The 11,572-nt window shown below is 64.1% G+C and carries 11 protein-coding genes and 1 tRNA gene; 5 read left to right on the forward strand and 7 right to left on the reverse strand.

Annotated features, from left to right (window positions below; all coding sequences use genetic code 11):
* Window positions 1-8: 8 nt before the first annotated feature.
* The 6 genes from ACZ9C1_RS22460 to ACZ9C1_RS22485 form a co-directional block, all read right to left on the reverse strand.
* Window positions 9-605 carry a 50S ribosomal protein L25/general stress protein Ctc gene (locus ACZ9C1_RS22460; protein WP_046857141.1) on the reverse strand — a complete coding sequence of 199 codons (597 nt, stop codon included), beginning with the start codon at window positions 603-605 and terminating at the stop codon, window positions 9-11.
* 118 nt (window positions 606-723) lie between these two features.
* Window positions 724-1,665: a ribose-phosphate pyrophosphokinase gene (locus ACZ9C1_RS22465; RefSeq protein WP_016391678.1), complete on the reverse strand. Its 942-nt coding sequence runs from the start codon at window positions 1,663-1,665 to the stop codon at window positions 724-726.
* A gap of 45 nt (window positions 1,666-1,710) precedes the next feature.
* Window positions 1,711-1,785, reverse strand: a tRNA-Gln gene (locus ACZ9C1_RS22470).
* Window positions 1,786-1,805: 20 nt separating this feature from the next.
* Window positions 1,806-2,666, reverse strand: coding sequence for a 4-(cytidine 5'-diphospho)-2-C-methyl-D-erythritol kinase (gene ispE, locus ACZ9C1_RS22475; protein ID WP_434728857.1), 861 nt, complete (start codon window positions 2,664-2,666; stop codon window positions 1,806-1,808).
* Window positions 2,667-2,670: 4 nt separating this feature from the next.
* Entirely contained in the window at window positions 2,671-3,288 is a 618-nt protein-coding gene (gene lolB, locus ACZ9C1_RS22480) for a lipoprotein insertase outer membrane protein LolB (protein WP_102683836.1), read from the reverse strand.
* 3 nt (window positions 3,289-3,291) lie between these two features.
* Entirely contained in the window at window positions 3,292-5,013 is a 1,722-nt protein-coding gene (locus tag ACZ9C1_RS22485; RefSeq protein WP_476254397.1) for a tetratricopeptide repeat protein, read from the reverse strand.
* A 1,106-nt stretch (window positions 5,014-6,119) separates the two neighbouring features.
* On the opposite strand from ACZ9C1_RS22485, the gene hemA reads away from it, so the two are divergent.
* Genes hemA through murI form a run of 5 tightly spaced genes read left to right on the forward strand, consistent with a single transcriptional unit; the run spans window position 6,120 to window position 10,847 of the window.
* Window positions 6,120-7,397, forward strand: a complete 1,278-nt coding sequence (gene hemA / locus ACZ9C1_RS22490; RefSeq protein WP_476254398.1) for a glutamyl-tRNA reductase — start codon at window positions 6,120-6,122, stop codon at window positions 7,395-7,397.
* Entirely contained in the window at window positions 7,394-8,476 is a 1,083-nt protein-coding gene (gene prfA, locus ACZ9C1_RS22495; protein WP_110703042.1) for a peptide chain release factor 1, read from the forward strand. The genes hemA and prfA overlap by 4 nt, the downstream gene beginning before the upstream one ends.
* A 1-nt stretch (window position 8,477) precedes the next feature.
* Window positions 8,478-9,308, forward strand: a complete 831-nt coding sequence (gene prmC, locus ACZ9C1_RS22500; protein ID WP_139668595.1) for a peptide chain release factor N(5)-glutamine methyltransferase — start codon at window positions 8,478-8,480, stop codon at window positions 9,306-9,308.
* The gene (locus ACZ9C1_RS22505) at window positions 9,302-10,057 is read left to right on the forward strand and encodes a molybdopterin-synthase adenylyltransferase MoeB (RefSeq protein WP_476254399.1); all 756 of its coding nucleotides are present in this window, start codon (window positions 9,302-9,304) and stop codon (window positions 10,055-10,057) included. Before prmC ends, ACZ9C1_RS22505 begins: the two co-directional genes overlap by 7 nt.
* Window positions 10,050-10,847 carry a glutamate racemase gene (murI, locus tag ACZ9C1_RS22510; RefSeq protein ID WP_139668598.1) on the forward strand — a complete coding sequence of 266 codons (798 nt, stop codon included), beginning with the start codon at window positions 10,050-10,052 and terminating at the stop codon, window positions 10,845-10,847. Before ACZ9C1_RS22505 ends, murI begins: the two co-directional genes overlap by 8 nt.
* Window positions 10,848-10,888: 41 nt before the next feature.
* On the opposite strand, the gene ACZ9C1_RS22515 is transcribed toward murI, so the two are convergent.
* A complete protein-coding gene (locus ACZ9C1_RS22515; protein WP_198755709.1) occupies window positions 10,889-11,569 on the reverse strand; it encodes an SDR family NAD(P)-dependent oxidoreductase in 681 nt (226 codons plus the stop codon).
* Between the last annotated feature and the right edge of the window lie 3 nt (window positions 11,570-11,572).

An 11,572-nucleotide genomic window follows, 5' to 3' on the forward strand; every position in this document is an offset into this window, starting at 1 on the left:
CGAGTGGATTACTCGGCAGCGCCTTCAGCAGCTTCAGCAGCAACGCGCGGGGCGTGGACGTTGGCAACAGCTTTGTCATCACCGTGGGCCAGAGCAACGAACTCTACGCCTTTCGGAGCTTTCAGGTCCGACAGGTGGATGATGGTGCCGACTTCGGCGTTGGCTAGGTCGACTTCGATGAACTCAGGCAGGTCTTTGGCTTCGCAGGAAACTTCGATCTCGGAAACAACGTGCGAGATCTCGCCGCCTTTCTTGATCGGGGCTTCTTCGCCGACGAAGTGAACCGGGACCTTGGCGGTCAGCTTCTGGCCAGCAACGACGCGAACGAAGTCGGCGTGCATGATGAAGCCTTTGGCCGGGTGACGCTGCATGGCCTTGACCACGACGTTCTGCTTGGCGCCGTCGACATTCAGTTCGATAACGTGGCTGAAGGCAGCTTCGTTTTCGAACAGCTTGGCGATTTCCTTGGCCACGATGGTCAGGGATTGGGCTTCTTTATCGCCACCGTAGACAACGGCAGGGATGTTGGCGGAGTGACGCAGGCGGCGGCTCGCACCTTTCCCCAGGTCAGTACGCGCTTGGGCGTTCAGGATGAAATCAGTCATTTTGCTTCTCCAAAATAGCCCCCCGAGGGCGTTTGCGACCAGCGCCAACGGGGATGGCAAAAAAGCCCCGCCCCAACGAATGCTGGGGCGGGGCGCTTCATACCAACACGTGTTCCGCTTAGCGGAACATCGCGCTGATCGATTCTTCGTTGCTGATGCGGCGTACCGCTTCAGCGACAACCGGTGCGATATCCAGCTGGCGGATACGGTCACAGGCTTGAGCAGCGGCGGACAGCGGAACGGTGTTGGTCACCACCAGCTCGTCCAGTACCGACTTCTCGATGTTCTCGATCGCGCGGCCCGACAGGACAGGGTGCGTGCAGTAGGCGTAAACCTTGGCAGCGCCGTGTTCTTTCAGGGCCTTGGCCGCGTGGCACAGGGTGCCGGCGGTGTCGACCATGTCGTCTACCAGGATGCAGGTGCGTCCTTCGACGTCGCCGATGATGTGCATAACCTCGGAGTGGTTAGCCTTTTCGCGGCGCTTGTCGATGATCCCGAGATCGACGCCCAGGGACTTGGCGACGGCGCGAGCACGCACCACACCACCGATGTCCGGGGAGACGATCATCAGGTTCTCGAAACGCTGGTCTTCGATGTCGTCGACCAGTACGGGCGAGCCGTAGATGTTGTCGACGGGGATATCGAAGAAACCCTGGATCTGGTCAGCGTGAAGGTCGACGGTGAGTACACGGTCGATACCCACGACAGTGAGCATGTCAGCGACGACTTTGGCGCTGATGGCTACACGTGCCGAACGCGGACGGCGATCCTGGCGGGCGTATCCGAAGTAAGGAATCACGGCAGTGATTCGCGACGCTGAGGAGCGGCGGAAGGCATCGGCCATCACTACCAGTTCCATCAGATTGTCGTTGGTAGGGGCACAGGTGGGCTGAATGATGAAGACGTCTTTACCGCGGACATTTTCGTTGATTTCAGCACTGATTTCGCCGTCGGAGAACTTACCGACAGAAACATCACCCAGTGGAATATGCAGCTGACGTACGACACGCCGAGCCAGATCGGGGTTTGCATTCCCCGTGAAGACCATCATCTTGGACACGCGCAGTACCTGAAGGCTGAGGGTAACCTGGATGAGTATAAGAAATGGCAGGGGCGGCTGGATTCGAACCAACGCATGGCAGGATCAAAACCTGCTGCCTTACCGCTTGGCGACGCCCCTGTATCTGTTGCTGCGAATTCTTATGAACTCGACTTCTTGATCAGACTTTGCAGCTTGCGATGCAACATCGAAATATTGCTTCCTTTCGCCACAAACCCTGTTTGGGTCTCTGAAAGAAGGGCCAGAACTCTATCAGCTTCGGCTTTGCTTGGGAAGGCCCCAAACACACAACTTCCAGTGCCGGTCATTCGAGCTTCAGTGAATTTACCCAGTGAAATCAGCGCATTGCGAACTTCAGGATACCGTTGCTCTACTACCGGTTGGCAGTCATTTCGACTGTTTCCCTCGGGAACGGGGCGCATCTTAAGGGGGAGGGAATCACGTGTCAACTCTGGATGCGAAAAAATTTCCGCTGTGCTGACAGACACTTGCGGCACCAGCACGACATACCAGGGTTCGGCGGGGTCGACCGGGGTCAGTTGCTCGCCGACACCCTGTGCGAAGGCAGCATGTCCGCGGACGAACACCGGCACATCGGCGCCGAGCGAAAGGCCCAGGGCCGCCAGGCGATCTTCGTTCCAGTCCAGGTGCCACAGGTGCGCGAGTCCCAGCAGGGTAGTCGCCGCGTCGGAGCTGCCGCCACCGATGCCGCCGCCCATGGGCAGCACCTTGCGCAGCCAGATATCGGCGCCGAGCGGAGTGCCGGACTGTGCCTGTAGCATCCGCGCCGCGCGGACGATCAGGTTGCTGTCGTGGGGCACGCCGTCAATTTCAGTCTGCAGGCGGATCTGGCCGTCGTCGCGCAGGGCGAAGCTCAGTTCGTCGCCGTGCTCGAGAAACTGGAACACGGTTTCCAGCTCGTGATAGCCATCGGCGCGGCGCCCAGTAATGTGCAGCCACAGGTTGAGCTTGGCCGGGGCCGGCAGTGTCAGCTTTTGCATCGAATCAGTGCCCCAGCTGGCGTGGCTGCCAGTCCTTGACTACCAGGGTCACGTCGATGTTCTCGCCGTGCAGCTTCAGGCGCTCGGGCAGCCAGTAGCCGTTCTGCTCCACATAGCTCAGGTATTCGACCTTCCAGCCGTCCTGGGCGAGGCTGGCCAGGCGGCTGTCGCCGTCGAGGGTCAGCTGGCTCTTGCTGTCCGGGGCGGGCAGGCCGCGCACCCACCAGACCAGGTGCGACACCGGCAGGCGCCAGCCCAGTTGTTCTTCCAGCAGCGCCTCGGGGTTAGCCGCCTCGTAGCGACCTTGGTTGGCGACTTCCAGCACCACGCCGCCGGGGCGCCCGGTCAGGCGTGCCGCGCCGCGGCCCAGGGGCCCGGCCAGGCGGATGTCGTAGTAGTCCTGGCGCTGCAGCCAGAACAGCGTGCCGCTGCCCGAATCACGCGGGGCGCGGATGCCGACCTTGCCGTTGATCTGCCAGCCGTCGAGATTGCCCAGCTGCTGCTTGTGCTCGCGCCACAGCTGCGGGTTGCCCTGGCCCTGCACGGCTTCCTTGCTGCCGAAACCGGCGCAGCCGGCGAGCAGGGCGATGAGGGTGAAGGTGATGCAATGACGCAGGAACATGGTTTACAGGCTCTCGGATCCGGTCAGGCGCAACAGTGTCTTGCGCAGGATGGGGCTGTCGGCCTGGGCTTCGAAGCCCTTGGCCCAGACTTGGCGGGCTTCGCGGCGTTTGCCGTTGGCCCAGAGGACTTCGCCCAGGTGGGCGGCGACTTCATGGTCGGGAAAGCGTTCGAAGGCCAGGCGCAGTTGGCGCTCGGCTTCCTCGAGGTTGCCCGTGCGATAGGCGATCCAGCCCAGGCTGTCGAGCACGGCCGGGTCGTCGGGAGTGAGCTGGTGGGCTTTTTCGATCAGCGCCTTGGCTTCGCCGTAGCGGGTGGTGCGGTCGGCCAGGGTGTAGCCCAGGGCGTTGAGGGCCATGGCGTTTTCCGGTTCGCGGGCAATGATGGCGCGCAGGTCTTTTTCCATCTGCGCCAGATCGTTGCGTTTTTCGGCGAGCATGGCCCGGGTGTAGAGCAGGTTGAGGTCGTCCGGGTAGCGTTTTATCGCCTGCTCCAGTACCTGGCCGGCCTGGGTTTCCTTGCCGTTGTTGCCCAGGCTTTCGGCCTCGATCAGGTACAGCTGGATAGCGTAGTCCGGCTGCGCCTCGCGGGCCTCGGCGAGCAGTTTCGAGGCCTCGGCGCTGCGACCGTTGGCAATCAGGATATCGGCCTGGCGCAGTTGCGCCGGCAGGTAGTCCGGGCCGGGGCCGACCAGGGCGTACTCGCGCAGGGCGGCTGCCGGCTGGCTGCGTTCTTCGCGGATGCGGCCGAGGTTGAGGTGGGCGGCATCGACATTGGCGTCACGCTCGACCAGTTCCTGCAGGTAGCCTTCGGCCTCGTCCCAGTGCTTGGTCTCCAGGCATACCAGGGCCAGCGAGTAGCGGATCTCGTCGTCTTCCGGGTATTGCTGGAGCAGGCTCTCAAACTCGACCTTGGCGTCGTCGATGCGGTCCTGCTCGACCAGGGTGCGCGCGTAGGTCAGGCGCAGGCGCTTGTCTTCGGGGCTGTCGCGGATTGCGCCGCGCAGCAGCGGCAGGGCCTCCGGGCCGCGGTCCAGGGCCTGCAGCAGGCGGGCGCGCAGCAGCACCGGGGCGATCTCGCCATTCTGTGGCGGGTGGGCCTCGAGCAGGTCGAGGGCCTGTTGCGGCTTGTCATCCTGGTTCAGCAGCAAGGCCTTGCCAAACACCAGCTGGCTGTTCTCGGGGTATTTCACCAGCAGGCGGTCAAAGCTTTGCATCAAGCCGTCGCGGGTATGCTGGTCGGTCTCGGCGGCCGACAGGGCGAGGAAGTCGAAATGGGTATCGCCCTGGCCTTGCAACACCTTCTCCATGTAGGTCATGGAGTCGTCGTAACGCCCGGCGCGGGCCAGCTGGATGGCGGCGGCGCGCTGGGCGTCGAGGTTCTGCGGGTCGTTGCGGGCCCAGATCAGCGCGGTGTCCAGGGCCGGTTCGTCGGCGCCCAGGTACTCGGCGATGCGGTAGGCGCGTTCGGAGACAGCCGGGTCCTGGGTCTTCTCGGCCTGGTCGACGTAGTTGGCCAGGGCGATGTCGAAGCGGTTGCGCTGGCCGGCCAGCTCAGCCACCAGCAGGCTGTACAGCGTGTCCTGCTTGAACGATCCGTACACCACGGGCTTTTCCGCGCTCTTGCCGGCTACGGGGGCGGGCGTCTGGACGTCCGTCTTCGGGGCCAGGCTCTGGCAGCCTTGAAGCAGGGCGAGGGCAAGCAGCAATGCGTAGGATTTGTTCATAGGGGCTTATAAAGAGGCTAAACCGGCGGTCGGAGCATGATGACACAAGCGCGATGGCAAACCCACCTGCGAAGGTCGTGGTGTGAAGCGGCGCTTCGGAGTATAGGGACAATGTATGGCGGTGGTGGTTCGCAAACGGCCTTGCGGCATCTTGCCCTTGCCCTTGCCCTTGCCCTTGCCCTTGCCGTTGCTTTTGCTTTTGCTTCTAAGCGCACGGTAGTTCAGGCAACGCCAACTGCGACTTCAGGAGGCCGAACGCAGGTCTTGCGGAGGGAGGTGACGGGCATGGATGCCCGTCAAGCGCTGCGCCCCAGGATGGGGCGTTCAGCGCGGTCCTCCCGGGAGCAAGGCCGGAGTGAGGGGCCCCCGGAGCGAAGCGTAGGGGCCGGATGAATGGAGCGAGGATTTTTTGGTTCCTTTTTGATCCTTCAAAAAGGGACCCGCCATAAGGGCGGAAAGGTGACTATGCGTCGCCATCGCCAATGAATGAGCGTATAGCTTTCAAAGCCCACGCTCTGAAAGTCAAAGTCAAAGTCAAAGTCAAAGTCAAAGTCAAAGTCAAAGTCAAAGTCAAAATCGGTCGGCGCGGGTTTCTACAGGTGCAAGCGCATTCATTTACGATGGCGACGCATAGTCACCTTTCCGCCCTTACGGCGGCTTACTTTGGTCGTGGCCAAAGTAAGCAAAGCCGTGGCGCTCCATTCATCCGGCCCTCCGCTTCGCTCCGGGTTCCCTCACTCCGGCCTTGCTCCCAGGAGGACCGCGCTGAACGCCCCATCCTGGGGCGCAGCGCTTGACGGGCATCCATGCCCGTCACCTCCCTCCGCAAGACCTGCGTTCGGCCTCCTGAAGTCGCGAAGTTACGGGCGGCGCCTGGGCTGACGCAGCTGTCGCTAGTGGACTATGGGATAAACTCTCGATCGGCAACGGCAACGGCAACGGCAACGGCAACGGCAACGGCAACGGCAACGGCAACGGCAACGGCAGGGATGGGTGGCGGTGCTGGGTGATAGGCATGCCGCATTAGCACAATAGCGAACGGTGGTTGTTCTAAAACCTGCGAAGTAGGACAATTATCGGCTTCACGTCCCAACCAGCGATCTTGCATGGCCTTTCTTGCCCTTGGTATCAACCATAAGACTGCCTCGGTAGACGTACGCGAGCGCGTGGCGTTTACGCCCGAGCAGCTGGTCGATGCCCTGCAGCAGCTGTGCCGACTGACCGCCAGCCGCGAAGCGGCGATCCTGTCGACCTGCAACCGTAGCGAACTCTATATAGAACAGGACCACCTTGCCGCCGATGCTGTGCTGCAATGGCTGGCCGACTATCACCAGCTGAGCCTCGACGAGCTGCGCGCCAGCGCCTATGTCCACGAGGAGCACGACGCGGTCCGGCACATGATGCGGGTGGCCTCCGGCCTCGATTCGCTGGTGCTCGGCGAGCCGCAGATCCTCGGCCAGATGAAGTCGGCCTACGCCGTGGCGCGCGAGGCGGGCACCGTCGGGCCGCTGCTCGGGCGCCTGTTCCAGGCCACCTTCAGTGCCGCCAAGCAGGTGCGCACCGACACCGCCATTGGCGAGAACCCGGTGTCGGTGGCATTTGCCGCGGTCAGCCTGGCCAAACAGATCTTCTCCGACCTGGGCCGCAGCCAGGCGCTGCTGATCGGCGCCGGCGAGACCATCACCCTGGTCGCCCGCCACCTGCACGAGCAGGGCGTGCGGCGTATCGTCGTGGCCAACCGTACCCTGGAGCGCGCCAGTATCCTCGCCGAGCAGTTCGGTGCCCATGCGGTGCTGCTGGCGGACATCCCGCAGGAGCTGGCCAACAGTGACATCGTCATCAGTTCCACCGCCAGCCAGTTGCCGATCCTGGGCAAGGGCGCGGTGGAGAGTGCGCTGAAACAGCGCCGGCACAAGCCGATCTTCATGGTCGACATCGCCGTGCCGCGAGACATCGAACCGCAGGTCGGCGAGCTGGACGACGTCTACCTCTATACCGTCGACGACTTGCATGAAGTGGTCGCGGAAAACCTCAAGAGCCGCCAGGGCGCGGCCCAGGCCGCCGAGGAACTGGTATCGGCGGGCGCGGACGACTTCATGGTGCGCCTGCGCGAGCTGGCGGCGGTGGACGTGCTCAAGGCCTACCGCCAGCAGAGCGAGCGCCTGCGCGACGAGGAACTGCAGAAGGCCCAGCGCCTGCTGGCCAATGGCGGCAACCCCGAGGACGTGCTCATGCAGCTGGCCCGGGGCCTGACCAACAAGCTGTTGCATGCTCCCAGCGTGCAACTGAAAAAGCTCTCCGCCGAAGGCCGCGTCGATGCGCTGGCCATGGCCCAGGAACTCTTCGCCCTCGACGAGGGCTCGACGGAAAAATCCCCGCAATGAAAGCGTCGCTGCTGAACAAACTGGACACGCTCCAGGACCGCTTCGAGGAACTCACCGCGTTGCTCGGTGATGCCGAAGTCATTTCCGACCAGACGCGCTTTCGCGCCTATTCCCGCGAATATGCCGAAGTGGAACCGGTCATCGGGGCCTATAAAGAGTGGCGCAAGGTCCAGGACGACCTCGAAGGTGCCCAGGCGTTGCTCAAGGACGCCGACCCTGACCTGCGCGAGATGGCGGTCGAGGAGGTGCGCGAGGCGAAGGAGCAACTGGTGGGCCTTGAGTCGACGCTGCAGCGCATGCTGCTGCCGAAGGACCCTAACGATGGGCGCAACGTGTTCCTGGAAATCCGTGCCGGCACCGGTGGCGACGAGGCGGCAATCTTCTCCGGCGACCTGTTCCGCATGTACTCGCGCTATGCCGAGAAGCGCGGCTGGCGCCTGGAGATCCTCTCCGAGAACGAAGGCGAGCACGGTGGCTACAAGGAGATCATTGCCCGGGTCGAAGGGGACAGCGTCTACGGCAAGCTGAAGTTCGAGTCCGGTGCGCATCGCGTGCAGCGTGTGCCGGAAACCGAGTCGCAAGGCCGTATCCATACCTCCGCCTGCACCGTGGCGGTTTTGCCCGAGCCCGATGAGCAGGTGGCGATCGAGATCAACCCGGCCGACCTGCGCGTGGACACCTACCGCGCATCCGGTGCCGGTGGCCAGCATGTCAACAAGACCGATTCGGCGATCCGCATCACCCACTTGCCCACTGGCATCGTGGTCGAGTGCCAGGAAGAACGTTCGCAGCACAAGAACCGTGCCCGCGCCATGTCCTGGTTGTCGGCCAAGCTCAACGACATGCAGACGAGCGCCGCGCAGAACGCCATTGCCAGCGAGCGCAAGCTGCTGGTCGGCTCGGGCGACCGCTCCGAGCGCATCCGCACCTACAATTACCCGCAGGGCCGGGTCACCGACCACCGTATCAACCTCACCTTGTACTCGCTCGACGATGTTCTCGCCGGTGGCGTGGACGCGGTGATCGAACCGTTGCTGGCCGAATACCAGGCCGATCAGCTGGCTGCCCTGGGGGACTGAGATGACCATCATCGCCAGCTTGTTGCGCAACGCGCAGCTGCCCGACTCGCCAACCGAACGGCTGGACGCCGAGCTGCTCCTGGCCGCGGCCCTGGGCAAATCGCGCAGCTACCTACACACCTGGCCCGAGCGCATCGTCAGCAGCGAGGCGGCAGCCGCCTTCGCCGGCTACCTCGAGCGCCGTCGCGCCGGTGAACCGGTGGCCTATATCCTCGGCCAGCAAGGGTTTTGGAAGCTGGACCTGGAAGTGGCGCCGCACACACTGATCCCGCGCCCGGACACCGAGCTGCTGGTGGAGACCGCCCTGGAGCTGGTTGCGCCCAAGCCCGCCCGGGTGCTCGACCTGGGCACCGGCACCGGGGCCATCGCTCTGGCCCTGGCCAGCGAGTGTCCTGGTTGGCAGGTGACGGCGGTGGACCGTATCGACGAGGCCGTGGCCCTGGCTGAGCGCAACCGCCAGCGCCTGGGCCTGGGCAATGTCCAGGTGCGTGCCAGCCACTGGTTCGACGCCCTCGCCGGTGAGCGTTTCGACTTGATCCTCAGCAACCCGCCCTACATCCGCGCCGCCGACCCGCACCTGGTGGCCGGTGACGTGCGTTTCGAACCCAGCAGCGCACTGGTGGCCGGTGAAGACGGGCTGGACGATCTGCGCGTGATCGTCGCCCAGGCGCCAGGGCATCTGTTGCCTGGTGGCTGGCTGCTGCTCGAACATGGCTACGATCAATCCGCCGCGGTTCGTGAATTGCTGGTGATCGGCGGCTTCACCGAGGTGGTCAGCCGCGTTGACCTGGGTGGCCATGAGCGCATCAGCCTGGGGCGCCTGCCATGCTGAGCGACCAGGAGCTGTTGCGCTACAGCCGGCAGATCTTGTTATCGCAGGTGGATATCGACGGCCAGTTGCGCCTGAAACACGGCAAGGCCTTGGTCATCGGCCTGGGCGGGCTGGGTTCGCCGGTGGCACTGTACCTCGCCGCGGCGGGTGTCGGTGAGCTACACCTGGCCGATTTCGACACCGTCGACCTGACCAACCTGCAGCGCCAGGTGATCCACGACAGCGACAGCGTCGGCATGAGCAAGGTCGACTCGGCTATCAGGCGTCTGCAGGCGATCAACCCGCAAGTCAGCCTGATTGCCCATCGCCAGGCGCTGGACGAGGATTCGCTGGCCGCCGCGGTGGCGGCAGTCGATGTGGTGTTGGATTGCTCCGACAACTTCAGCACTCGCGAGGCGGTCAACGCCGCCTGCGTCGCCGCTGGCAAACCGCTGGTCAGCGGCGCGGCGATCCGCCTCGAGGGCCAGTTGTCGGTATTCGACACACGGCGCTACACCAGCCCCTGCTACCACTGCCTGTATGGCCATGGCAGCGAAGCCGAACTGACTTGCAGCGAGGCCGGGGTGATCGGCCCGTTGGTGGGGCTGGTCGGTAGCCTGCAGGCACTGGAGGCCCTGAAGCTGCTGGCCGGTTTTGGCGAGCCACTGGTGGGGCGCCTGTTGCTGATCGACGCCTTGAGTACCCGCATGCGCGAGCTGCGGGTCAAGCGCGATCCGGCCTGCGCCGTGTGTGCCACGCGCCATGGCTGAGCGCACGGCGCCGGTGGGCGTGATGGACTCCGGCGTCGGCGGCTTGTCGGTGCTGGCCGAAATCCAGCGCCTGCTGCCCAGCGAGTCCTTGTTGTACGTGGCCGACAGCGGCCATGTGCCGTATGGCGAGAAATCGCCGGACTACATTCGCCAGCGCCTGCGGCACATCGCCGGGTTTTTCCACGAGCAGGGCGCCAAGGCCATGGTGTTGGCGTGCAACACCGCCACCGTGGCTGCGGTGGCTGACCTGCGCGAGCTGTACCCGGACTGGCCGCTGGTGGGCATGGAGCCAGCAGTCAAGCCGGCGGCGGCGGCGACCCGTTCCGGCGTGGTCGGTGTGCTGGCGACCACCGGTACCCTGCAGAGCGCCAAGTTCGCCGCCTTGCTCGACCGTTTCGCCAATGATGTGCGGGTGGTCACCCAGCCTTGCCCCGGGCTGGTCGAGCGTATCGAGGCGGGCGACCTGTTCAGTGAGCAGCTGCGCCAATTGCTGTCAGGCTATGTGAAGCCGTTACTGGCGGCCGGCTGTGACACTTTGATCCTGGGCTGCACCCACTATCCCTTCCTGCGGCCGATGCTGGCCGAAATGGTGCCTGCTGAGGTGGCGATCATCGACACCGGGGCTGCCGTGGCGCGCCAACTGCAAAGGCTGCTGGAGGCGCGCGGGCTCCTCGGCGAGGGCCCGGCGCAGGCGACTGCATTCTGGAGCAGTGGAGAGCCGGAGCGCCTGCAGAAGGTCTTGCCGTTGTTATGGCATCAGCCTGGCAGCGTGCAGCGCTTCCTGCCTTGAGCTGACCCATGCAGGAGCGGGCAAGCCCGCACCTGCATGTATCAGCTGTGCTTCGGTAGCGGCCACAACTCGCCTGGCTCGAGAACCTCAAGCACCAGTTCGGGTTGACGCTGACCCAGGCGTGCCAGCAACTCCTGGGCAGCACTTTGCGCCGTCCAGGGCTCCGGAATGACCTGTGCCGAGGTCACCGGGGTTTTCAGCGATTGTGGCGCCACCACGGTCAGGTCTATACCCAGCGCCTTCAGGGCGGGACGCTGCAGACGAAGCCACTGTGGCAGGCTGTTGCTGCCACTGGCTGGCTGGTTCGGCTCGTACAACTGCAATGCCGAGTAACGGCTGAGAACGGCCATGACCTGGGGTTGGTCACCTTTGGCCAGATGCGGCAATGCGCCGACCAGGCTCTGTTCGGTGGCGCGCAGGTTGCTGCTGACGATCTGTTCGAACAGTTGCGCATCCGTCACATCGACGGGCAGGTAATCGCAGGTTCCGGCATTGATGATCAGGCAATCCAGCGCGCTCCAGCGGCTCGGGAGGCGCAGGGCGGCGTCCGGCAAGTGGTCCCCAAGGCGCACCAAGTGCCCACCGTAGCGTTGGCCCAGGTTGTCGAGTTCCTGGCTATCCCTGCCACTGGCGGCAACCTCGTGCCCGCGCGCGAGCAACTGCTCCACCAAGGCCAGGCCAAGTCCGTGGCTGGCGCCCGTAATCCAGAAGCGACGTGTCATGCT

This window comes from Pseudomonas sp. TE21435 (genome assembly GCF_056279265.1).

Coding starts and splice junctions, on each gene's coding strand:
- lolB (WP_102683836.1), bottom strand. CDS start 3,288: ATGTTCCTGCGTCATTGCATCACCTTCACCCTCATCGCCCTGCTCGCC.
- ispE (WP_434728857.1), bottom strand. CDS start 2,666: ATGCAAAAGCTGACACTGCCGGCCCCGGCCAAGCTCAACCTGTGGCTG.
- prmC (WP_139668595.1), top strand. CDS start 8,478: ATGACCATCATCGCCAGCTTGTTGCGCAACGCGCAGCTGCCCGACTCG.
- ACZ9C1_RS22460 (WP_046857141.1), bottom strand. CDS start 605: ATGACTGATTTCATCCTGAACGCCCAAGCGCGTACTGACCTGGGGAAA.
- murI (WP_139668598.1), top strand. CDS start 10,050: ATGGCTGAGCGCACGGCGCCGGTGGGCGTGATGGACTCCGGCGTCGGC.
- hemA (WP_476254398.1), top strand. CDS start 6,120: ATGGCCTTTCTTGCCCTTGGTATCAACCATAAGACTGCCTCGGTAGAC.
- prfA (WP_110703042.1), top strand. CDS start 7,394: ATGAAAGCGTCGCTGCTGAACAAACTGGACACGCTCCAGGACCGCTTC.
- ACZ9C1_RS22485 (WP_476254397.1), bottom strand. CDS start 5,013: ATGAACAAATCCTACGCATTGCTGCTTGCCCTCGCCCTGCTTCAAGGC.
- ACZ9C1_RS22505 (WP_476254399.1), top strand. CDS start 9,302: ATGCTGAGCGACCAGGAGCTGTTGCGCTACAGCCGGCAGATCTTGTTA.
- ACZ9C1_RS22515 (WP_198755709.1), bottom strand. CDS start 11,569: ATGACACGTCGCTTCTGGATTACGGGCGCCAGCCACGGACTTGGCCTG.